The organism is Saccharopolyspora taberi, from assembly GCF_039534165.1.
Lineage (GTDB): Bacteria > Actinomycetota > Actinomycetes > Mycobacteriales > Pseudonocardiaceae > Saccharopolyspora_D > Saccharopolyspora_D taberi.
This window is the reverse complement of record NZ_BAAAUX010000030.1, coordinates 36066-58563: the sequence shown is the minus strand read 5'-3', so window position 1 is coordinate 58563 and position 22498 is coordinate 36066. Positions and strand designations below refer to the sequence as shown.

Here is a 22498-nt window from a genome sequence, read left to right as displayed (position 1 = left end):
GGCCGCAAAGCTCCGGGGAGCATTTCCTCTCGCTTATGTCGATAACTCTAGCAGCCCCCGTTTCCGGCGTTTTCAGGGGGGTCCGTTTCCGTCCCGCACCCCGTACTCACCAACGAGCACCGCATTGAGTTATCAACCCTGAAAGCTCTTTGTCTTTCTGCGGTCGCCCACTCTACCACCTTGAGGCAGGAGCTTGGTTCGCGACCCCGTCAGTGCCCGGTCCGTTTTGTTTCGGCCCGTTCCGCGCTGACATGAAGAACTCTACGGCACCCGAAAACACCCTTGAACACCACCCCCCTCCAACTAACAAAATGCCAGGTCAGACCCGCTATGAGTGCGATTCTCACGGATCCCGACGCTTCACACGATCCGGTCGACCCGGCGCGGAGGTGACCGGAATCGAGGTCCTCGTTCCTCATTTAAGAGGAGCCCCAACCAGACCCCGGGAGGATTCATGACCGCTGCGCTCGCTCCGGCCAACCCCGACGCGTCCGGCAGGACCGCCGCCGCGCTCGCCCGTTTCGTCGGCGAGCAGATCCTCGACGTCCTCGCCGGGCGCCGGGTCGTGCACCAGATCCGCGGGTGGGTGTCCAGCCCGGTGGCGGGTCTGCTGTCGACCATCGTCCTGGGGTGGAAAGGCGAGGGCCCGGACTACCGGCTTCGGTCCGTCCACGCCTGCCTGACCGATTACCGCACGGTCGAAGCCTGCCTGGTCGTCGGAACCATCAACCGGGTCCGAGCCCTGGTGATGCGACTGGAGCAGGTGGACGCACGGTGGGTGTGCACCGTGCTGTCCCTGCTGTGACTCAGCGCTTCTTGTTCTTCTTCGCGGCCTCGCGGGCGGCGGCGCGACGCTCACGGCGCGTCGAGCCGTCGCCGTTCTCGCCGTTCGAGTCGCGGCTGGTCTGCACGTCGCCGGTCTCGGTCGGGCCGGAGTAGCTCAGGCGCTGCTGCTCCGGTGCGTCGAGCCCCTTGCCGCGCAGTGCCGAGGGCGCCTGCGTGGTGTCGCCGGGCAGCTGGCTGAGCGCGGGCCCGGCCGAGGTCCTGGCGCGCTTCGACCGCGGCTGCGCGGCGGCCGGCTCCGCCTGCGGCACCTCGGCCGCTGGCTGGTCGGCCTGGCTCACCGACACCGGGACCGAGGGCTGCTCCTGCGCGGGCTCCGGCTGCGCCGCCTCCACCTGCACGTTGAACAGGAAGCCGACGGACTCCTCCTTGAGCGCTTCGAGCATCGCGCCGAACATGTCGAAGCCCTCGCGCTTGTACTCGATCAGCGGGTCGCGCTGGGCCATCGCGCGCAGGCCGATGCCCTCCTTGAGGTAGTCCATCTCGTAGAGGTGCTCGCGCCACTTCCGGTCGAGCACGCTCAGCACCACCCGGCGCTCCAGCTCGCGCATCGCGCCCGCGCCGACCTTGCCGTCGACCTCCGCCTCGCGCGCCGCGTAGGCCTGCTTGGCGTCGTCGAGCAGGAGCTCCAGCAGTCGCTCCCTGGTCAGGTCCTCGTCGCCGTCGACCAGCGACTCCCAGCTCAGCGACACCGGGTAGAGGCTCTTCAGCGCCGTCCAGAGCTTGTCGAAGTCCCAGTCCTCGGCGTAGCCGTCGGCGGTCGCCGCGTTGACGTAGCCGGTGATCACGTCGTTGATCATGTGCGTGACCTGCTCCTGCAGGTCCTCGCCCTCCAGCACCCGGCGCCGCTCGTCGTAGATGACGGTGCGCTGCTGGTTCATGACCTCGTCGTACTTGAGGACGTTCTTGCGGATCTCCATGTTCTGCTGCTCGACCTGGGTCTGAGCGCTGCGGATGGCCCGCGTGACCATCTTGTTCTCGATCGGCACGTCGTCCGGGACGCGCAGCCGGGTCATGACGGCCTCGACCATCGCGGCGTTGAACCGCCGCATCAGCTCGTCGCCCAGCGACAGGTAGAACCGGGACTCGCCGGGGTCGCCCTGACGGCCGGAGCGGCCGCGCAGCTGGTTGTCGATGCGCCGGGACTCGTGGCGCTCGGTGCCCAGCACGTAGAGGCCGCCGACCTCGCGGACCTCGTCCGCCTCGGCCTCGGCCTGCTCCTTGATCTTCTCGACCACGCTGGGCCAGGCCGCCTCGTACTCCTCGCGGTTCTCGACCGGGTCGAGCCCGCGCTTGCGCAGCTCGGCGTCGGCGAGGTGGTCGGTGTTGCCGCCGAGCACGATGTCGGTACCGCGGCCCGCCATGTTCGTGGCGACCGTGACCGCGCCCTTGCGACCCGCCTCGGCGATGATCGCGGCTTCCGACTGGTGGTGCTTGGCGTTCAGCACGTTGTGCGGAACGCCCCGCTTGACCAGCAGCTTCGCCAGGTACTCGGAGCGCTCGACGCTGGTCGTGCCGACCAGGACCGGCTGGCCCTTCTGGTGCTTCTCCTCGATGTCGTCGGCGACCGCCTCGAACTTGGCGACCTCGCTCTTGTAGACGAGGTCGGGCTGGTCGGTCCGCGCCATCGGCCGGTTGGTCGGGATCGGCACCACGCCGAGCTTGTAGGTGCCGTGGAACTCGGCCGCCTCGGTCTCGGCGGTACCGGTCATGCCGGCGAGCTTCTCGTAGAGCCGGAAGTAGTTCTGCAGCGTGATCGTGGCCAGCGTCTGGTTCTCGGCCTTGATCTCGACGCCTTCCTTGGCCTCGATCGCCTGGTGCATGCCCTCGTTGTAGCGCCGGCCGTGCAGGACGCGGCCGGTGAACTCGTCGACGATGACCACTTCGCCGTTGCGGACGATGTAGTCCTTGTCGCGCTTGTAGAGCTCCTTGGCCTTCAGCGCGTTGTTGAGGTAGCCGACCAGCGGGGTGTTCGCCGCTTCGTAGAGGTTGTCGATGCCGAGCTGGTCCTCGATGATCGACACGCCGTCTTCGGTGACGCCGACGGTCCGCTTGCGCTCGTCGACCTCGTAGTGCTCGTCCTTCTTCAGCATCGGGGCGAGCCGGGCGAACTCCTGGTACCAGCGCGAGGACTGGTCGGCGGGACCGGAGATGATCAGCGGGGTCCGGGCCTCGTCGATGAGGATCGAGTCGACCTCGTCGACGATGGAGAAGTAGTGCCCGCGCTGCACGCAGTCGGCCAGGCTCCAGGCCATGTTGTCGCGCAGGTAGTCGAAGCCGAACTCGTTGTTCGTGCCGTAGGTGATGTCCGCCGCGTAGGCCGCGCGCCGCTGCTCCGGCGTCATGTCGGCCATGATCGCGCCGACCTCCAGGCCGAGGAAGCGGTGCACCCGGCCCATCCAGTCCGCGTCGCGCTTGGCGAGGTAGTCGTTGGTGGTGACCACGTGCACGCCCTTGCCCGCGATGGCGTTGAGGTAGGCGGGCAGCACGCAGGTCAGGGTCTTGCCCTCACCGGTCTTCATCTCCGCGATCTGGCCGAGGTGCAGCGCGGCACCGCCCATGAGCTGGACGTCGAAGTGCCGCTGGCCGAGGGTCCGCTTGGCGCCCTCCCGTGCGACCGCGAACGCCTCCGGGAGGAGCTCGTCGAGCGAGTCACCGTCGTTGTACCGGCGTTTGAACTCCTCGGTCTTGGCCCGCAGCTCGGCGTCGGACAGCGTGACGACATCGTCTTCGAGCTCGTTGATGTGCGCCGCGATATTGCGCAGGCGCTTGAGCATCTTGCCCTCGCCGGCGCGAAGCAGTCGGGACAGGACCATCCGGTCGACCTCACTTGCTGATCGTGACGCGCCCGTCACGGACGCTTTGCGGTCATCGTATTAGAGCTGGTCGGAGAACATCGACGTCCCCAACAACGTCGCTGTCCCCCGCGCACCACGGTACGCGGGGGACAGCTGGTCGGGTCGTGCTTGGCGCAGACTCGCCCGTCAGCGGGCGGACGAGGCGGCCAGCCTGATCACTCCGTAGTCAAACCCCTTTCGGCGGTACACGACGCTGGCCATACCGCTGTCGGCGTCGGAGAACAGGTAGAAGTCGTGACCGACCAGTTCCATCTCGTAGAGGGCCTGGTCGACGGTCATGGGCTCGGCGGCGTGCTCCTTCTCCCGGACGATGCGCCCCGGTTCGTGACCGTTGTCGGAGCTCCAGCGCTGCTCGGGCACCTCTGCGGCGTACTCGGTGCCCTCCTCCCGGGGAGCTTCCAAGAGCGCGGTGCGCCCGGCGACGGGTCCGGTCACCACCGTCCGGTCGGCCATCGCGGCGGTGGCCTGAGCCACGGACGTCGGGTTGTGCTGCCCGTAGTGCACCTTCCTCCGGTCGTGCATGCGGCGGAGGCGGTTCTCGAGCTTGCTGGTCGCGGCGTCGAGAGCGGCGTAGAAGTCACCAGCGGCTGCCTCGGCACGCACCGGCGTGCCCTTGCCCTTGAGGGTGATCTCGACCCGCTGGCAGTTCTTGGCCTGACGTGGGTTGCGTTCGTGGAACAGCTCCACGTCGGCCCGGATGGTCTTCTTGCTGTACCGCTCGAGCCGGGTCAGTTTCTCGTCGACGTGCTGCCGGTAGTGGTCGGGCACCTCGACGTTGCGGCCCTTGACGACGATGTCCATTCACGACCTCCGTATCCGATCCGTGCGTTCGCCCTTGGGCGACGGTCACGACAGCGCCGGAGAGGTGGTGATCTCAGCTCACTTCCGGCGCCAGGAACATGGGTTCTTCACTCCTTCCCGCAGCCCGGGTTCGGCTGGTTGGTGGCACGTTAGCCCGCTTTACTGTTTTGTGACACCCCCCGAGTCGGGCGAAGTCAAGCGGCCACTGAGCGTGATCGGCACCGCCATTAGAAGCACAGCTCAAGCGTGCCGACCTCAAACCGATCGGGCTATCCAGAGATGCAGATTCACCCGTTCGACCTAGTCGCCTCGTCGCGCTGCGGAGATCCGCCGAGACCCGCTCCGAGCTGCTCACACCCGGGGAACGGTTCGGCCGCGCGCAGAGTTCCTGCGGCCGTTCGGGGCCGCGGGCGACACCTGTTCGCCGCGTCCGGCCGTCGCGGTCAGCGAGAGCACGACATCGACCTCGACACCGCGCGAACCGAGCGCGGCGAGGCTGCTCGCGACCGTCGCTCCGGTGGTGATGACATCGTCGATCAGCACGATTCGGGCGGCCTGAGCGGGAAGAGAACCGGTTCGGACGACGACACCGCCGGACAGGTTACGAACCCGTTCGGCCGCGTCGAGCCCGGCCGAATCCCGCGCTCCCGCCCCGGTCACCAGGCAGTCGGCGACCTCGGCGCGGGGCTCCTGGGACTCAGCCATCGAGCACGCGACCCGTGCCATGTGCGCCCCGCCTCGCCTGCGCGACGCGATCGCGCGGGACGGCGCGGGCACCACGGCCCACGGCCGGTCGGTGCGCCAGCCGTGCAGCTCCGCGACGCCGCGGCTCGCGGACGCGAGCAGCCGGCCGAACGGTTCGGCCAGGTGGCGCTGGCCGTTCTCCTTGTAGGCCAGGACCGCTCGCCGGGCGGCACCGGCGTACCTGCCCAGCGCGTACACCGGCGGCCCGGCCGCGAGCAGCGGGCGGGCCACTCGCCGGAGTCCGCCGAGCGCCCCGCCGCAGTCGTCGCAGAGGCCGGTGCCGGTCCGCCCGCAGCCCGCGCAGTGCAGCGGGAAGACCAGGTCGACGAGGCCGTGGCAGGTCCGGCGCAGCCAGGTGATCACCGGGCGATGGTGCCGCGAACCGCGGTCGCGACTCACCCGCGCGTGTCGTCAGCCCGGGAAGAACGGCAGGGAGTTCCCGCCCAGCGAGGTCTGCAGGTGCGTCCACACGTCGCGGGAGTCTCCCGCCTGCCACAGGCCGCTCTGCGCAGCGACGACGACGTTGCCGCCGGGACCGACCGCGACCCCGACCAGCGGCTGGACCAGGTTCACCGAGGCGTACGGGGTCCACCGGAACCCGTCGGCGGTCACCTCGACCACCGGCTGCGAGTTGCTGTCGGTGATCGCCACCAGCGACTGCTGGCCGAGCCACTCGACACCGGTCACCCGCACGTCCCTGCCGCCGATCGGCAGCACGGTCGGCCGCCGCAGGGAGATCCGCCCGTCCTCGTCGGACACCCCGGCGACGACGAGCCTGCCGTCCACGACGACGGCCGCGCGCGCTCCGTCCCGCGACAGCCGCAGGTCGGTGATCTCCTTGCCCGCGCCCAGTTCCCGCGCGTCGACCGGCTTCTGGACCCAGGTGCCGCCGTCCTCGACCAGCCGGACGATGTCGTGCCGGTTCACCACGGTCCACAGCTCGCCCTCACCGCGCCAGGACGGCCTGCTCATGTCCGCTCCGGACAGCTGGAGCTCGGGCAGCTGACCGCCGTACTGGCCGATCCGCAGGCCGACGCCGCCCGGCTTGCGGGTCACCGCGGCGATCTCGGCCCCGTCGGCCGACTGCGCGGCCCGGACCACGTCGAGCTCCCCGGAACCGGCCGGGCCGGGCACCGGTTCGGCCTGCTCGTCGAGCACGTGGAGGCGTTCGCTGGCCACGGCCAGGCCGGACAGGTCCGGGCGACCGGCGTTGTCGGTCTCGAAGGACGTGAAGTCGGTTGGCCACAGGTCGCGACCGCCCTCCAGCAGCGGGCTCCCTTCCTCGGACAGCTGCACCCGAGCGTTGCTGACGCTTTGCAGCGACAGCACGATCTGGGCGGCGATCAGGCGGCGCGACTCCTGCGAGAGGCCGCGGAGGCTGCTCAGGTTCACCTCCAGAGCTCCGTTAGCGGCCTCGGTGACGTTCGTCTTCGGCTGCACCTGTTCCGGGATGGCGTTGCCCAACGACGTGCGCAGGCCCTCCGACGGGCCCTTCATCAGCAGGTCCACCACCCGGCTGGGCAGGGTGGCCTGGGGCTGCGCGACGACGTAGCGCAGGTCCGGGACGACCCCGGTCCAGTCGTGGTCGAAGAAGTAGATCGGCACCTGGCGGTAGTTGCTCTCGAAGGACGCCCTGCTGACCACCAGCTCCGGCGGCGGGTTCGCGATCCGCCACTGCCCGTCGGCCTGCCGCTCGACCCTGACCTGGGCGGTGTACTCGCCCTCCTCCGGCACGAAGGACTGGTCGGCGAGCAGCCGGCCGACCCGGTTGGCCTGGAGGCTCACCAGCTGCACCCCTTCGGGCAGCGGCTCCGGCGAGGCCGCGGGGATGGTGTCGACGTCGTCGACGACCAGCAGGCCGGAGGTGGGCATCCACGAGCGCTTGGCCTGCTCGGTCAGGTGCAGCCTGCCGTTGAGGTGGTCGTTCTCCGGGGCGGCGCTGGCGTTGACGAAGTTGCGGACGAGCGTGAAGGAGTCGATCCCCTCCGGCGGCGCGGTCACCGGCATGGTCGTGTTGGACTCGTCCACCCGCCGGACCGCCTCCGGGTCGGAGTTCTCCGGGATCGACGCGCACCCCGAGATCACCAGGGCGAACAGCGCGAACAGCGCTACCAGCCGGGCTCTCACTGCATCTCCTCCCATGCCTGCGACAGCCGGGCCGGCCCCTCGTCGCGGGGTTCCGGCTCGGACTCGTCCTCGCCCTCCGGCGGCGGGTCGGGAGTCGCGGCCAGCAAGGCGCCGGGCGCGGCGATGCGCCTGGTCGCCGGCAGCGCGAGCGGGCTGTCCTCGAAGTCCTCGCCCGGGGCGCGCGGCAGCGTGAGGCGGAAGCAGGAACCCTCGCCCGGTTCGCCCCAGGCGTCCAGGGTCCCGCCGTGCAGCCGGGCGTCCTCGGAGCTGATCGACAGCCCGAGCCCGGTTCCGCCGGTCTTGCGGTCGCGCGACGGGTCGGCCCGCCAGAACCGGGTGAACACCAGCTCCGCCTCGCCAGGGCGCAGGCCCACGCCGTAGTCCCGCACCGTGACCGCGACCGCGTTCTCGTTGCTGGCGAAGCGCACCTCGACCGGGCCGCCCTCGGCGTGGTCGATGGCGTTGGCCACCAGGTTGCGGACGATCCGCTCCACCCGGCGGGCGTCGGCGATGGTGGTGAACTCCTCCGCGGGCAGGTCCAGCCGCAGCTCGACCCGGCTGGTGACGGCGATCGGGCGCAGCGACTCGACCGTGCGCCGCACGATCTCGGGGATGTCCAGCGGTTCCGCGGCCAGCTCGGCCACACCTGCGTCCAGCCGGGAGATCTCCAGCAGGTCGGCCAGCAGCGACTCGAAGCGGTCGAGCTCGTCGACCAGCAGCTCGGTCGAGCGGGACAGCCCCGGCGGGAACTGCTCGCGGGAGGCGTGCAGCACGTCGGCGGCCATCCGGACCGTGGTCAGCGGGGTCCGCAGCTCGTGCGAGACGTCGGAGGTGAACCGGCGCTGGAGCTGGCCGAACTCCTCCAGCTGCTTGATCTGGTGCTTGAGGCTGTCGGCCATCTCGTTGAACGACTCGGCCAGCCGGGCCACGTCGTCCTCGCCGATCACCCGCATCCGCTTGTCCAGGTCGCCGTCGGCCAGCCGCTCGGCGATCTGCGCGGCCTGCCGGACCGGCCGGACGACCTGCCTGGTCACCAGGTTCGTGATCCCGCCGAGCAGCACCAGCAGCACGCCACCGCCGACCACCAGCGTGTTCTGGACCAGCCCGAGCGTGTTCTGCTCCGCGGTCAGCGGGAACAGCAGGTAGATCTGCAGCGGCCGGGTCGAGCTGCCCACCGGGGTGCCGACCGCGAACATCGTGACCCGGTCGTCGGGCTTGCGGTTCTCGGGCGTGGTGATCATGGTCGCGAGCTGGCCGCGTTCGACGAACCGCCGCAGCGACGTCGGGACCTCGTCCACCGGGCCTGCCGAGGGCTGGAAGTCGCGGGTCTGCGAGAACCCGTCGACGAGGACCGGGGTGAACGACCCGGCCGCGGTGCCGCCGCTGGTCGAGTGGCCGGACGCGGTGGTGGTCAGCCGGTTCAGCGCGGCCTCCAGCTGCTCGGCGACCCGGTCGGAGTTCGGGTCGACGGCGGTCAGCTCGCGTTCCAGGCTCGGCAGGATGGAGTCGACCTGCGCGATCGCCGCGATCTTCTTGGCCTCCAGCAGCTGGTAGGTGATCTGCGTCTGGATCACCATGCCCAGCGCGGAAACCACCGCCGACGACAGTGCGAGGGTGCTGACGACCACCCGCAGCTGCATCGACCGGCGCCACATCCGCTCGAAGCGGTGCCAGCGGTCGCGGACCTCGTCCCTGGCGCGCGTGGCCAGCTGCCGCGCCACCCGGCCACGACGTGCCCAGACGCTCACGCCAACCATCCCTCGGAAACTCCCGTGCGGGTGATCGAGCACCGCCCCGCGAACCGCGCCCCGCGAGTCGCGGGCGTCCCGGAGCGGCCGAGCCGGTCGTCCCGCCGGCGCACGTCCGCGGGGCGCCCGATCCGACCGGCTTCGATCACGGCGGGCCGGCCTTGTAGCCGACGCCGCGCACGGTCAACACCACCTCGGGACGCTCCGGGTCGCGCTCCACCTTCGACCGCAGGCGCTGGACGTGCACGTTGACCAGCCGGGTGTCGGCGGCGTGCCGGTAGCCCCAGACCTGCTCGAGCAGGACCTCGCGGGTGAACACCTGCCGCGGCTTGCGGGCCAGCGCGACCAGCAGGTCGAACTCCAGCGGGGTCAGTGCGATCGGCTGGCCCTCGCGGGTCACCTCGTGGCCGGGCACGTCGATGGTGAGATCACCGATCGACAGCACCTCGGCGGGCTCGGCGTCGGTGCGGCGCAGGCGCGCCCGCAGCCGCGCGACCAGCTCCTTCGGTTTGAACGGCTTGACGACGTAGTCGTCGGCGCCGGACTCCAGGCCGAGGACGACGTCCACGGTGTCGCTCTTGGCGGTCAGCATCACGATCGGCACGACGGACTCGGTGCGGATCGCCTTGCAGACGTCGATGCCGTTCATGCCGGGCAGCATCAGGTCCAGCAGGACCAGGTCGGGTTTGAGTTCCCGCAGGGCAGGCATGGCCTTGGTGCCGTCGCTGACGACGGCGGTCTCGAAACCCTCGCCCCGGAGCACGATGGTCAGCATTTCAGCCAGAGCCGGATCGTCGTCCACCACGAGCACGCGTGCCTTCATGCCCCACATGGTTGCACTTGTCACTCCCCAGCCGTGCACCACCCGTTCGTCGTCACCGCAGGTCGCCGGATCGCCGGACGCCCGGACATGTACGGTACCGCCGAACGGAGCATTGTGGACACGAGCGGATCGGGGACGGGGCGGGAAATTCCGCACTGGTGCCTTCGGAGGTCCCGCTCCGGGGCCGATGGGCCACCCCGCCCGGCCGCGCCGCAGGAACCGGATCGCCTCGGCGCGGAAACCCGTGTTCAGGCGGTCACACAACGCGTTCGGCGCGGCTGGTTCCTGGCGTCAGAGCGCCAGGACCGAGTCGGCCAGATCCGCGAAGTCCACCTGCGAGACCCCGTCGATCACCCGCCACGGCGACCACCAGGCCTTCGCGGCGAGCTGGGCGTAGACCTCGCCACAGCGTTGCTGGAGCGAAGAATCCGACTCGTACCGGTCCCGCCTCCGGTCGGACTCGGTGCGTTCCCGGTGCTCGGCCCGGCTCGCGGCCACCTCGATCGGCACTTGCAGGTACAGCTGCAGGTCGGGCCCGGGAACGGCGAACCGCTCGATCTCCAACTGCTCGACCCAGGCGACGAAATCGCCGTTCGCGTCCTGGTGGAGCCGCGCGGCTCCGTAAGCGGCGTTGGAGGCGACGTAGCGGTCGAGCAGGACGACGTCGTGCGACTGGAGATCGGCGCGCAGCCCTTCCGCCGCGGCGCGGCGGTCCAGCGCGTTCAGCACCGCCATGCCGTAGACCGACTCGCCGAGGTCGCCGTGCTGCGACCGCAGCGCCTCGCCGACGAGCGCGGCGTGGATGTCGGCTTCGTAGCGGGGGAACGCGCCCCTGGCCACCGAGTTCCCGCGGCGGACCAGTTCCGCTTCGAGCCCATCGGCGAGAGTGCGCTTGCCCGCGCCGTCAAGTCCTTCGATCACGATCAGCCGACCCACGCGGCAACGGTAGCCCGAGCGCACCGCACGTCGAGCACGTACCCGGCCCTGCTTCACCGGTGGTTGATTCTCCTTTCAGAACAAGGGGATCTGCTGTATACAACGTGCATGACGAAGCACCACGGGTACCGGGCCAAGGTGACCTGGACCGGCAATTCCGGCACCGGCACCTCCTCGTACCGCGAGTACGGACGCGACCACCTCGTCGAGGTCGACGGCAAACCCGCGTTGCCGGCGTCGGCCGACCCCGCCTTCCGCGGCGACCCCGCCAAGCTCAACCCGGAGGACCTGCTCGTCGCCTCCCTGTCCGAGTGCCACATGCTCTGGTACCTCGCGCTGTGCAGCACATCCGGAGTCGTGGTCACCGGCTACGAGGACGAGGCGAACGGCGTGATGGTCGAAGAAGCCGACGGCGCCGGTCGGTTCACCGAGGTCGTGCTGCGGCCGAAGGTCGCCGTGGCCGACGGGTCGATGGTGGCCAAGGCCACCGAGCTGCACGAACAAGCGCACCGCAAGTGCTTCATCGCGAACTCGGTGAACTTCCCCGTCCGCCACGCCCCGGAGGTCCGCGTGGAGCCGTAGGCGCACGCGCGCCGGCAGTCGGCCAGGTCGGCCGGAGCCGCTTCGTCGGCGACCGGAACCGCACCTGCCCGCTTGCGCTGAACCTCCTTGTGCAGCAGCGGAGTCGCGTCGCCGCGGTCGCCGAGATCCATGGTCGGCGCCGGATCACCGTGCCGCGCAAGCATCTGCGCTGCCTGCTCATCGCCGCCTCGAAGAGGTCGGTGATCGCGAAGTCGATACCGTTGCGAATCTGAAGGCGTTCGTCGCTGATCTCCTCCGCGCTCCTCGGCGAGGGTCTCGCGGCAACGTCGGCCCTACCGAGAGTGTTCGTGCGGTTCCGGATTGAAACGATCGAGTGCGCTCGACTCGGCCGATTCCGGGACACCGGGCAGTCGAGGCGACCACAATCGAGCGCGGATAGGTCGCCAGGAGTGGATCTGCGATGGAGAATCGACCAGCACGAGATCACCAGCGAAGCGAGCCAGGAGGACCTGTGCGGATTCCCGGGCCCGACACCCGCGTTGTCGAGCTGCGGGTGCACGGAATTCTCGGCACCACCGGCGATGCGCTGACCGACTCGGTCGCGTCCGTCGACGTCGCCGGCGACGGAGTCGGACGGATCGTCCGCCCGGCCGACCGGCTTCGCCGCCCGGTCCCCGGGCCGATGCTGTCGGCCGGGGAGCGGACCGTGCCCCGGATCGTCGAGGGCTACGTCTGGGGCGGCATGACCTCCGGCGGCTGGGGCAAGGCAACCTGGGCGCTGCTGTTCCCGTTCGCGCTGGCCAACGTCGCGCACTGGATGCTGCCAGCGCCGCGCCAGAACAACGTGATCAGCCGCGCGATTTCCGGCGTGCTGCGGGCATTGCTGCGGCTGGCGGCGCTGCTGCTGACGATGCTGATGGTCGCGCAGCTCACCGTGGTGAGCCTCGACCTGCTCGCTTCCCAGTGCCTCAGCCCCACGTCCGGATGCCTGGGCATCGTGCCGGACTCCGCGCGGAGCAGCGACGTGCTGCGCGCATCCGCCGGGCTGCTGCCGGTGGCTCTGGTCGTGGTGCTGATGTACCGGCTGTCGTGCGTCTCCTGGAAGGTCCTGGCGGGCAGGTCCGAAACCCCGAGCCACTCCGCGAACGCGCCGGTGCTGCCGGGGACGAACGTCGTCTCCGACCCGGACACGCCCGCGCTCCGCGCGCTGCACGTGACCGCGGCACTGTCCACTGTGGTGCTTCTGGCTCTCGGCGGACCGCTCGGGGCGCTCACCGACCCGCGCGGACTGGTCGCCGCCGCGCTGGCCCTCCTCTCGCTGGTCGGAACCGTGGTCGCGGACGACCCGACCGGTTCCTACGACCGCCGCAGCGGTCGCGCGCTGCGGTCCGTCCTGAGCCGCGGCCCCCGGCTGGCGCTGATGGGCGCGGCTGGCCTGGTGCTGATCACCGTCGCGCTGCTGCCCGGTGAGCTGAGCGGACCGCTGCCGGGCTCGGACGTGACGATCGGCGCGCTCACCGCGGTGCTGATCGCCACCTGCGTCGCGGTCGCGGTGCTGCTGGTTCCGGCCGCGCTGCTGGCCCGGCCGGCGTGGGCGAAGATCCCCGCGCAGCTGCGCCCGTGGGCCGGTGGCTGGATGACCGCACCGATGCTGATGATCGCCTGCCTGCTCGGCAGCGGGTTCGGCGCCGGACTCGGCCTGAGCGTGGCCCAGGCGCTGGGCGACCCGGGCCTCGTGCTGCCGACCGCCTACGACGACATGACGATCTTCTGGGGAACCGCCGCGGTCCTGCTCGGTCTGGCCGGCGTCGTCCTGGTGCCGTGGACGCTGATCCGGAGCTGGCGGACGGCGCAGGCCGAGGGGCCGGTGCCCGCCGAGGTCGCACTGCTGCACGCGGGCCGCCAGCAGGACCAGCAGTCGGCCGCCTCCGCCTGGCGCCAGGCCGATCTGCAACGTCGCAACGCACATCGTGTTCTCCTGCTCATCGCGGCGGTGCTGACCGTCAGCACCGCGCTGACCTTCCTGCTGCGTTCCCTGGACCTGCCCAGGGGTGTCTGGTCCGACTGGCTGATCACGCTGGGCGTGGCGACGCTCGCCGCGCTCGCGATCGGGTTGCTGCGCATGGTTTTCCTGGCCGCCACGGAGAAGAAGACGGCCCGGTACCTCGGAATCCTGTGCGACCTCACGCTGTTCTGGCCGCGCGAGGCGCACCCGGTCGTCCCGCCGTGCTACGCGCTCAAGGTCATCCCCGAGCTCGCCGCCCGCGTCACCGAGCACCTGTCCGACCCGAACACCCGGGTCGTCCTGGTCGGCCACAGCCAGGGCAGCCTGCTCGCCGCGGTCGCGACCGCGCGCCTGATGGAGTCCCTGCCCGAGGAGGACCGGGAACGCGTCGGGCTGGTGACCGCGGGCTCGCAGTTGCAGTGGGCCTACCCCCGGGCGTTCCCGGGCGTGGTGTCGCACAACTCGCTGCGGGACCTGTCCGGCTCGCTCGGTGGGCGGTGGCGTTCCCTGTGCCGGGGGACCGACAGCCTCGGCGGCGCCGTGACCACCTGGAACCGCCAAGTCTTCGACGGGATGCTCATCGGCGTGGGCTTCCGCGCCGACGGCTCCGAGGGACCGCTGCCCGCGGCCACCCGCGGACCGACCGGGGCGCTGGTGCTCGGCGGCGACCACTGGCTGCCCGACCCGCAGCGCGGACCGTTCTCGTTCCGCCGCTGGGTACCCGGCGTGCTCGGGCACACCGACTACAGCGGCGACCCCGAGTGGGACCGCGCGGTCGCGATGGCGGCCGGCCTGGAGGTTCCGGTTCGCGCGGCTGCGCTGCCGTTGCTCACGCCGACGACCACCGCTGTCCCGGCACCGCCCAAGCCCGCCGAACCCCCGGCCCTGCACGCGCAGGGCGGCGACGGCGATTCGCTCGCCGGACCGCTCGTGATGACCGAGCGGTCCGGCGAGGCCGAACCCGAGGGCGGCAACGGTGAGTCCCGGTTCGCCGGATGGGCCGAAGCCGAGCGCGCCGAAGCCGAGCTGGACGCGCCGGAAGACGCCGAGCAGCAGGAGACGCCCGTCGACATCACCGCCGGGGCGGCGGTGCCGGACGACGCGTCACGAGCCGAGCCGAGGGTGCTGCCCGAGATCACCGAGCCGCGGGGTCGCACGGCCCCCTGGGAGCGCGGCCTCTCCCTGCGCTCTTCCTCCGAGCATTGAAGGCTGCCGTCAGGTAGCCCCGCACGTAGTCGCTCAGCGGGGGCGGTTCGTCGATCGGGCGTTCCTCGGTCGGCGCCCGTTCCGGTCCTGGCCGGGGAGCCGGGATGAAGTCCGGCCCCACGACCCGGAGCTTTCGGGCGGGCCGGTCCGGGGTGTCGTCGGGATGCCGGTCCAGGTCTGGGCGCTGGGCGTCGTGGTGCTGGGCCGGGTCGTGGTTCTGAGTGGGACTGGAGTGGTGGGCTGGGTCGGAGTGGTCGGCTGGGCTGGAGTGGTGGGCTGGGTCGGAGTGCTGAGCGGGGCCGAAGTGGCTGGCTGGGCCGGAGTGGTGAATTACGTCGGCGTGGGCTAGGTCAGAGTGGATGGCGTCGGCGTGGGCTGCGTCGGAGTGGATTGCGTCGGCGTGGATGGCCTCGGAGTGGGCGGGGATGTCGTTCCTGTTCAGTTCCATGACTCCATGATCCCGAGCTGACCAGCGGAAATCATCACACGCCGGAGTGAACATCTGTTCGAATGCGGGAACGGAAAAGCGGCGCCGCCCCGCAGGACGGCGCCGCTTCGCTCAGCCGAGCTGTTGCTACTCCGAGCTGTGCTTGGCCCCGCCGCCTGCCGCGACCTCGGGCACCTCGCCCCGGCCCAGCCGCGAGTGGCTGCGCCCGTAGACGAAGTAGATCACCACGCCCGCGGCCATCCAGACCACGAACCGGACCCAGGTCAGCGCGGTCAGGTTCAGCATCAGCCAGAGGCAGGCCAGGATCGCCAGGATCGGCACCAGCGGCACCAGCGGCGCCCGGAACCCGCGCGGCAGGTCCGGGCGGGTCCTGCGCAGGACGATCACACCGGCGGAAACCAGGACGAACGCGAACAGCGTGCCGACGTTGACCATTTCCTCCAGCTTGTCCGCCGGGAAGAAACCGGTGGCCACCAGGACCACGACGCCGACGATCACGGTCGCCCGGACCGGGGTGCCCTTCTTGGGGTCGGTCTTGGACAGCGAGCGCGGCATGAGGCCGTCCCGCGACATGGCGAACAGGATCCGGATCTGGCCCAGGAGCATGACCATGACGACCGTGGTCAGACCGGCCAGCGCACCCACCGAGATGATCGCCGCGGCCCAGTGCACGCCGTTGAGCGAGAACGCGGTCGCCAGGGTGGACCGGCTGCCGTCGGGCTGGGTCGCCAGCTCCTTGTAGCCCGACATGCCGGTGACCACGAGGGCGACGGCGACGTAGAGCACGGTGACGATCGCCAGCGAGCCGAAGATGCCCCGCGGCGCGTCCTTCTGCGGGTTCCGGGTCTCCTCCGCGGTGGTCGCGACCACGTCGAAACCGATGAACGCGAAGAACACCAGCGACGCGGCGGCCAGCAGCCCGAAGATGCCGAACGTGCTGGTCTCACCGCCCAGGATCAGCGAGAGCAGCGACTGCTCCAGCGCCGGGCCCGATTCGGACGCGGGCTGGGCGGGCGGGATGAACGGGGTGTAGTTCGCCACCTTGATGAAGGCGGCGCCGACCACGACCACCAGCAGCACCACGGCGACCTTGATCGCCGTGATCACCAGGCTGACCCGGGCGGACAGCTTGGTGCCCAGCGCGAGCAGGGTGCTCAGCACCGCGATCAGCAGGACCGCACCCCAGTCGAACTGCAACGGCCCCAGCGGCAGCACCGTCGAAACGTTCAGCCCGATCAGTTCGAGCACTTCCTGCAGGTAGGTCGACCACCCCTTGCCTACCGCCGCGGCGGCGACCGCGAACTCCAGGATCAGGTCCCAGCCGATGATCCAGGCGATGAACTCGCCGAAGGTCGCGTAGGAGTACGTGTACGCGCTGCCCGCGACCGGGACGGTGGAGGCGAACTCCGCGTAGCACAGCGCCGCGAGCCCGCACGCGATCGCGGCGAGCACGAAGGCCAGCGTGACCGACGGCCCGGAGACGTCACCCGCCGTACGTGCGGCGAGCGTGAAGATGCCGGCGCCGACGACGACCGACACGCCGAAGACGATCAGGTCCCAGGCCCCGAGGTTCTTTCGGAGCTTGGTGTCCGGCTCATCGGTGTCCAAGATCGATTGCTCGACCGATTTGGTTCGCCACAGCCCAGTACCTGGCACTGCCGCCTCCCTCGTTCTTCCCAAATGGTGGGTCGCACCTTAGCTCCGCAGTCTCGCAATGGAAACGGCGTCCTCCGGAACCTGAAGCGGAATTCGTTAACGCCTTGTGACTCATGTTCACAGGGTTACCGTTCGGCCACTACCCGTTCTTGCTCGCGGCGGTGTCCTCAGTGGCGCGGTCGAGGTCGGGTTCGAGGTAGATGAGGCGCGCCGCGGGCACCTTCGCGCGCACCCTGGCCTCGGCGGCGTCGATCTCCGCGGCCAGTTCGGTCACCGAGAGCTCGCCGGGAATGCCGATCTTGGCCGCGATCAGCAGCTCTTCCGGACCCAGGTACTGGGTGCGGATGTGGATGACCTTGTCGACTCGTTCGCGCTGGAGTTCGGAGACGATGTCGTCGAGCACCGACCGGTCGGCGCCCTCGCCGATGAGCAGGCTCTTGGTCTCGACGATCAGGACGATCGCGATGACGCCGAGCAGGACACCGATGCACATGGTGCCGATGCCGTCCCAGACCGGGTTGCCGGTCAGCACCGACAGCCCCACCCCGCCCAGCGCCAGGACCAGGCCGAACAGCGCACCGGCGTCCTCGAGCAGCACCACCGGCAGCTCCGGCGTCTTGGCCTTGCGGATGAACTGCCACCAGCTCAGCCCGCCCTTGATGGCGGCGGATTCCTTGATCGCCGTGCGGAAGCTGTAGGTCTCCAGCGCGATCGCGATCACCAGGATGACCACCGCGACCATCGGGCTGCTGAGCGGTTCCGGGTGGGAGACCTTGTGGTAGCCCTCGTACAGCGCGAACACCGCACCGAGGCTGAACAGCATCAGGGCGACGACGAAGGAGTAGAAGTACCGGTCCCGGCCGTAGCCGAAGGGGTGTTCGGGGGTCGGCTTGCGCTGCGAGGTCTTCTGACCGAGCAGCAGCAGGCCCTGGTTGGAGGTGTCGGCCACCGAGTGGACCGACTCCGCGAGCATCGACGACGACCCGGTGACCAGGAAGCCGCCGAACTTCGCGATCGCGATACCCGCGTTAGCGGCGAGCGCCGCGAGAATTGCTTTGGTGCCGCCACCTGCTGACACGCTGTCACTCCCGTTCCGGTGGTCGCCGGTGAACCGCTCACCGGCCGAGGTCGCGTGAAATCTATCGCCGCGCCCGCCGGAAAGTACCTGTTTCGTGCGAACCTCCCAACCGGAGGGATCAGACCGCGCCCGCCACCGCGCGGAAGATCTGCGCTGCTCCGTCCTGGTCGAGCGTCACCGGGCGGGCGGTCACGGCGGGGTCGGAGGCGGCCAGCCACACCGATTCGCCGCGGTCCAGTTCGAGCGCGCGCCCACCGTCGACAGTGGACAGCCGCACCCTTCCCCTGGTGCACAGCAGGATCTGCGGCCCGGCCGAGTCCAGCCGGACGGCACCGGACTCGGCGGGTGTCCAGTCCAACCTGGACAGTTCGAACTCCTCGGCGGAGGTCCGGTAGACGGTCAGGTTCGAGTCCAGCGACTCGCCCTTGAGCACCCGCATGTCACCGCAGGCGAAGTCCAGCACGCGGAGCAGCTCGGGCACGTCGACGTGCTTGGGGGTGAGCCCGCAGCGCAGGATGTTGTCGGAGTTGGCCAGGATCTCCACGCCGGTGCCGTGCAGGTAGGCGTGCAGGTTCCCGGCGGGCATGAAGATCGCTTCGCCCGGTTGCAGCACCAGGCGGTTGAGCAGGAGGCTCGCCAGGACCCCCGCGTCGTTCGGGTAGGCCTCGCCCAGCTCCAGCACCGTCCGGCACTCCAGCGCGAACTCGCCGCGCGCCCGGACGTGGTCGACGCACGCCTCCAGCAGCTCGGGCATGACGTCGCGCAGGTAGTGCTCGGGCAGCGTGATCCAGGTGGTGAACAGCGCCCGCAGCCCGTCCGCGTCCGGCTGGGCGTGCAGCAGACCGCGATGCGCGCGCAGGCTCGGCACGTCCAGCTCGTCCAGCAGCCGCACCGTGCGGTGGGCGTCGCGGAAGCCCGCGAGGGCGTGGAACTCCGTCAGGGCGCAGATCAGCTCCGGCTTCGCCGTCGGGTCCGGGTAGTTGCGGTTGGACGCGTTGCGCGCGATGCCCGCCGCTTCCTCCCGGGCGAAGCCCTCGGCCGCCTGCTCCGCCGACGGGTGCGCCTGCAGGCTCAGCGGCTCGTCCGCGGCCAGCACCTTGAGCAGGAACGGCAGCCTGGTCCCCCACCGGTCGCAGCACTTGTCCCCCAGGTGGTGCGCGGGGTCGGACTCCAGCAGCGACAGCAGCGAGACCTCGGTTCCGTCGTGGCCGGTCACCCGCGAGGGATCGCCCGGGTGAGCACCCATCCACAGCTCCGCCTCGGGATGCGGGGTGGGGACCGGACGGCCGAGCAGGTCCGCGATCGCGGTCCGCGAGCCCCATGCATAGGGACGCACCGCGTTCCGCAGTAACTCCACAGTCGTTCTCGCTTCCTCGTCTCGGACCTGCTGGTCGACACCGGTGGTGCCGTGCCTGGCACAGCACACCGCCTCCCGGGTGCAGCCCGCATCCGGGCTGTCCCTGACCTTTCCCTCAGTGCATCGCCAGGGCTTGCCAGCCGGGGCCGTTCAGCGTCCCCGCCGCCAGCCCCAGGTACACGGCCGCCAGGTCGAACCTGGCCGCCAGCAACGCCGACCGCAGAACCGCGTCGTCCCGCACCGATTCGCCCGGCGTCACCAGGTCCGCGCCCGGCAGGTCGCGGACCGCCGCGCGCTCACCGGCCTCGCTCTCCGCGTCGAAGCGGGCGCTGACCAGGAACACGCGCATCGCCGCACCCGGGTTGTCCTCGGGGTCGGCGAACAGGTCCGCTGCCGAGCCGACGTGCTGCGCCGCGCGGTGCAGCGCGTGCCGCGCTATCGCCTGCGCGTAGTCCGAGACGTCGCACGGCACCCCGGCGTGGCAGCCGAAGGCGAACGCGCCGTGCTCGGCGACCGCGGTCGAGACCGGGTCGAGGCCCCACAGCAGCGGCGCGCGGTCGGCGAGCCGGAGCGCGAGCGACTTCGCCGGGTTCATCAGCAGCTCGTTGGAGGGGTGGGCGCGGGCGGCCTCCCGGTCGAGCTCGTCGGCGAGCGTGTCGAAGTCGGGCCGCAGCAGGCCCAGCGCGCCGAAGACGCTCAGACCGGTGGTGAACGCGTGCGCGAAGCTCAGCGCGGAGGGCACCGGGATCTTCGGCGGGATGACCTTGGCCCGCCCCGCCACCGCGGCGGCGACCGGTCCCTCCGACGGAACCGCGAGCACCACCGCCGCACCGCGGCGGGCGGCCACCGAGACCGACTCCGCGAGCACCGGGTCACCGACGTCGTCGGTGTGGGCGAACACCACGTCCAGCGCGCCGATCCAGGTCGGCGCCGTGTCGGTCACCACGACCGGCACCGGGCACATCGGTCCGGCCAGCGCCGCGAGCAGCCGGCACACCGCGGGCGACACGCCCGGGCGGGCGAGCAGGACCACGGCGCGCGGCCTGCTGTCCGCGAGCTCGTCCAGCCCCACCTCGGCCACCGCCTCGGCGGTGGCGCGGACCTGGGCGCCCGCGAGCGCCGCGGACCGCAGCAGGCCCCTCGTGTCGGTGTCGGCCAGCCGGGCCGGGTCGTCGAAGAGACTGTCGTCCAGCACGAACGTCACCCCTCTCCGGGATCCCCTGGGGCAGGACCTCCGACGGCCTCCTCCAGCAGCAGCACCGGAATGCCGTCCCGCACCGGGAAGCCTCGCCCGCAGGACGCGCAGGTCAGCAGCCCGTCGTCGGTCGGCCGCAGCCGAGCGTGCGCCGGGCAGGGGCAGGCCAGGATCTCCAGCAACTGCGGTTCCACCTCAACGGCCACGTTTCCTCCCAAGCCCGCCGGTGCGGCCATCGCCGCGCCGGCCGTCGCATCGATCAGCCCCGAACGACCGCGAGTACCTCGTCGCGCAACGCGGCCACGGCGTTAGTGTCCCTGGCCTCCACGTTGAGCCGGAGCAGTGGTTCGGTGTTGGACGGGCGGAGGTTGAACCAGGAACCGTCGGCCAGCTCCACGGTAAGCCCGTCGAGCTCGTCGACACGAGCACCATTTCGGTCACCGAACGCCTCGGCGACCGCGCGCATGCGGCCCTGCTGGTCGTCGACGGTGGAGTTGATCTCGCCGGAGGCGGCGTAGCGGTTGTAGTCGGCCATCAGCGCCGACAGCGGCTGGTCCTGCCCGCCGAGCGCGGCCAGCACGTGCAGCGCGGCGAGCATGCCGGAGTCGGCGCGCCAGAAGTCGCGGAAGTAGTAGTGGGCGGAGTGCTCGCCGCCGAAGATCGCGCCGGTCTCGGCCATCGACTGCTTGATGAACGAGTGGCCGACCCGGGTGCGCAGCGGTTTCCCGCCGTGCTCCGCGACGATCTCGGGGACCGCCTTCGAGGTGATCAGGTTGTGGATGATCGTCCCGCCCGGCTCCTTGGCCAGCTCGCGGACCGCCACCAGACCGGTGATCGCGCTGGGCGGGACGGGCTCGGCGTTCTCGTCGACGACGAAGCAGCGGTCGGCGTCGCCGTCGAAGGCCAGCCCCGCGTCCGCGCCGACCTCGCGCACCTTGGCCTGCAGGTCGACCAGGTTGGCCGGGTCCAGCGGGTTGGCCTCGTGGTTCGGGAAGGTGCCGTCGAGCTCGAAGTACAGCGGGACCAGCTCGATCGGCAGCCCCTCGAACACGGTGGGCACGGTGTGGCCGCCCATCCCGTTCCCGGCGTCGACGACGACCTTCAGCGGCCTGATGCCGCGCAGGTCGACCAGCTCGCGCAGGAACGTCGAGTAGTCCGCGGCCATGTCCCGCTCGGACGCGGTGCCCTTGGCGCCCAGGAACTCGGGAACGCCGTGCGCGACCAGCTCGCGGATCTCGGACAGGCCGCTGTCCTGCCCGACCGGGGCGGCGCCCGCGCGGCACAGCTTGATGCCGTTGTACTTGGCCGGGTTGTGGCTCGCGGTGAACATCGCGCCGGGCAGCTCCAGCCGACCGGAGGCGAAGTAGAGCATGTCCGTGCTGGCCAGGCCGATGTTGATCACGTCGACGCCCTGTCCGGTGACGCCCTCGGCGAACGCTTCGGCCAGGCCGGGCGAGGACTCGCGCATGTCGTGGCCGATCACCACGGCGGGCCCGCCGACCAGCCTGGTGAAGGCGGCGCCGATCTCCCGGACCACGCCGGTGTCGAGCTGCTCGCCCACCACCCCTCGGATGTCGTACGCCTTGACGATCCCCGACAGGTCCCGCACGCTGCCCACTCCCCATTCCGCGACATCGGACGATGCGGATCGAAGCCTACCGGCGATCGAGGGCTCCGTGGCGTTGTGTGGAGACCCGGCGAGCTGTTCATCACGTGTCTTCGCGCTGTTCGCGCGATGGTCCTCCGCCGGGTGACGCAGCTCGCTACTCTTCGCGCGGATCGGGCAGGGCGCGCAGGTGACCGCGGCGGCCGTTGCCCACCGAGAAGTCCGGCGCCTCCGCCGGGCGGTCCGGGCGGCCTGCCTCGCGGACGGCTTCGGCGAGCGCGGTCAGGTCGTCGGCGGACGGTTCGGGGAGCGCGAACTCCCCCTCGTGCCGCACGACCTCCCAGCCCTTCGGCACGGTGAGGCGCAGCGCGTGCTCCTCGCAGAGGTCGTAGCTGTGCGGTTCGGCGTAGGTGGCCAGCGGGCCGACCACGGCGGTGGAGTCCGCGTAGGCATACGTGAGCGTGGCAACGGCCGGGTTGGTACACCCGGTCCGCGAGCAACGCCTCACGCTCCGCACGACACGC

Annotated in this window: 18 protein-coding genes; 4 read left to right on the top strand and 14 right to left on the bottom strand. The window is 70.7% G+C overall.

The annotated features are described in order from the left end of the window. Positions 1-454: 454 nt before the first annotated feature. On the top strand, positions 455-805 hold the full coding sequence (locus tag ABD691_RS30200; protein WP_344685554.1) for an Rv3235 family protein: 351 nt from the start codon (positions 455-457) through the stop codon (positions 803-805). A gap of 1 nt (position 806) precedes the next feature. Here the strand turns inward: ABD691_RS30200 and secA are convergent, their stop codons facing one another. From secA to ABD691_RS30165, 7 genes are all read right to left on the bottom strand, one after another. Then, positions 807-3659: a preprotein translocase subunit SecA gene (secA, locus tag ABD691_RS30195; RefSeq protein WP_344685552.1), complete on the bottom strand. Its 2853-nt coding sequence runs from the start codon at positions 3657-3659 to the stop codon at positions 807-809. A 168-nt stretch (positions 3660-3827) separates the two neighbouring features. Beyond that, positions 3828-4502 (bottom strand): ribosome hibernation-promoting factor, HPF/YfiA family, encoded by a 675-nt coding sequence (gene hpf, locus ABD691_RS30190; protein WP_344685550.1) that lies wholly within the window; start codon positions 4500-4502, stop codon positions 3828-3830. A gap of 351 nt (positions 4503-4853) precedes the next feature. Further along, the gene (locus ABD691_RS30185) at positions 4854-5609 is read right to left on the bottom strand and encodes a ComF family protein (protein WP_344685548.1); all 756 of its coding nucleotides are present in this window, start codon (positions 5607-5609) and stop codon (positions 4854-4856) included. 48 nt (positions 5610-5657) lie between these two features. Then, the gene (locus tag ABD691_RS30180; RefSeq protein ID WP_344685547.1) at positions 5658-7373 is read right to left on the bottom strand and encodes an LpqB family beta-propeller domain-containing protein; all 1716 of its coding nucleotides are present in this window, start codon (positions 7371-7373) and stop codon (positions 5658-5660) included. Next, positions 7370-9121, bottom strand: coding sequence for an MtrAB system histidine kinase MtrB (gene mtrB / locus ABD691_RS30175; protein WP_425565191.1), 1752 nt, complete (start codon positions 9119-9121; stop codon positions 7370-7372). The genes ABD691_RS30180 and mtrB overlap by 4 nt, the downstream gene beginning before the upstream one ends. Positions 9122-9266: 145 nt before the next feature. Continuing rightward, entirely contained in the window at positions 9267-9944 is a 678-nt protein-coding gene (mtrA, locus tag ABD691_RS30170; RefSeq protein ID WP_344685545.1) for an MtrAB system response regulator MtrA, read from the bottom strand. Between the two features lie 291 nt (positions 9945-10235). Then, positions 10236-10880 carry a dTMP kinase gene (locus ABD691_RS30165; protein ID WP_344685544.1) on the bottom strand — a complete coding sequence of 215 codons (645 nt, stop codon included), beginning with the start codon at positions 10878-10880 and terminating at the stop codon, positions 10236-10238. A gap of 108 nt (positions 10881-10988) precedes the next feature. Here ABD691_RS30165 and ABD691_RS30160 point away from each other — a divergent pair, with 108 nt between their 5' ends. From ABD691_RS30160 to ABD691_RS30150, 3 genes are all read left to right on the top strand, one after another. Then, positions 10989-11462 (top strand): OsmC family protein, encoded by a 474-nt coding sequence (locus ABD691_RS30160; RefSeq protein ID WP_344685542.1) that lies wholly within the window; start codon positions 10989-10991, stop codon positions 11460-11462. A 472-nt stretch (positions 11463-11934) separates the two neighbouring features. Further along, on the top strand, positions 11935-14634 hold the full coding sequence (locus ABD691_RS30155) for a DUF2339 domain-containing protein (RefSeq protein WP_344685540.1): 2700 nt from the start codon (positions 11935-11937) through the stop codon (positions 14632-14634). A gap of 163 nt (positions 14635-14797) precedes the next feature. Continuing rightward, positions 14798-14983, top strand: coding sequence for a hypothetical protein (locus ABD691_RS30150; protein WP_344685538.1), 186 nt, complete (start codon positions 14798-14800; stop codon positions 14981-14983). Between the two features lie 225 nt (positions 14984-15208). Here ABD691_RS30150 and ABD691_RS30145 read toward each other — a convergent pair whose 3' ends face one another. The 7 genes from ABD691_RS30145 to ABD691_RS30115 form a co-directional block, all read right to left on the bottom strand. Further along, positions 15209-16738 (bottom strand): amino acid permease, encoded by a 1530-nt coding sequence (locus tag ABD691_RS30145; protein ID WP_344685537.1) that lies wholly within the window; start codon positions 16736-16738, stop codon positions 15209-15211. Between the two features lie 139 nt (positions 16739-16877). After that, positions 16878-17816 (bottom strand): cation diffusion facilitator family transporter, encoded by a 939-nt coding sequence (locus ABD691_RS30140; protein WP_344685536.1) that lies wholly within the window; start codon positions 17814-17816, stop codon positions 16878-16880. 118 nt (positions 17817-17934) lie between these two features. After that, positions 17935-19173 carry a mannose-6-phosphate isomerase, class I gene (gene manA, locus ABD691_RS30135; RefSeq protein ID WP_344685534.1) on the bottom strand — a complete coding sequence of 413 codons (1239 nt, stop codon included), beginning with the start codon at positions 19171-19173 and terminating at the stop codon, positions 17935-17937. A 115-nt stretch (positions 19174-19288) separates the two neighbouring features. After that, entirely contained in the window at positions 19289-20368 is a 1080-nt protein-coding gene (locus tag ABD691_RS30130) for a hypothetical protein (RefSeq protein ID WP_344685533.1), read from the bottom strand. A gap of 5 nt (positions 20369-20373) precedes the next feature. Further along, positions 20374-20574 (bottom strand): Trm112 family protein, encoded by a 201-nt coding sequence (locus tag ABD691_RS30125; RefSeq protein ID WP_344685532.1) that lies wholly within the window; start codon positions 20572-20574, stop codon positions 20374-20376. A gap of 53 nt (positions 20575-20627) precedes the next feature. Continuing rightward, entirely contained in the window at positions 20628-21977 is a 1350-nt protein-coding gene (locus ABD691_RS30120) for a phosphomannomutase/phosphoglucomutase (RefSeq protein WP_344685530.1), read from the bottom strand. Between the two features lie 154 nt (positions 21978-22131). Continuing rightward, on the bottom strand, positions 22132-22491 hold the full coding sequence (locus ABD691_RS30115; RefSeq protein ID WP_344685529.1) for a DUF3499 domain-containing protein: 360 nt from the start codon (positions 22489-22491) through the stop codon (positions 22132-22134). Between the last annotated feature and the right edge of the window lie 7 nt (positions 22492-22498).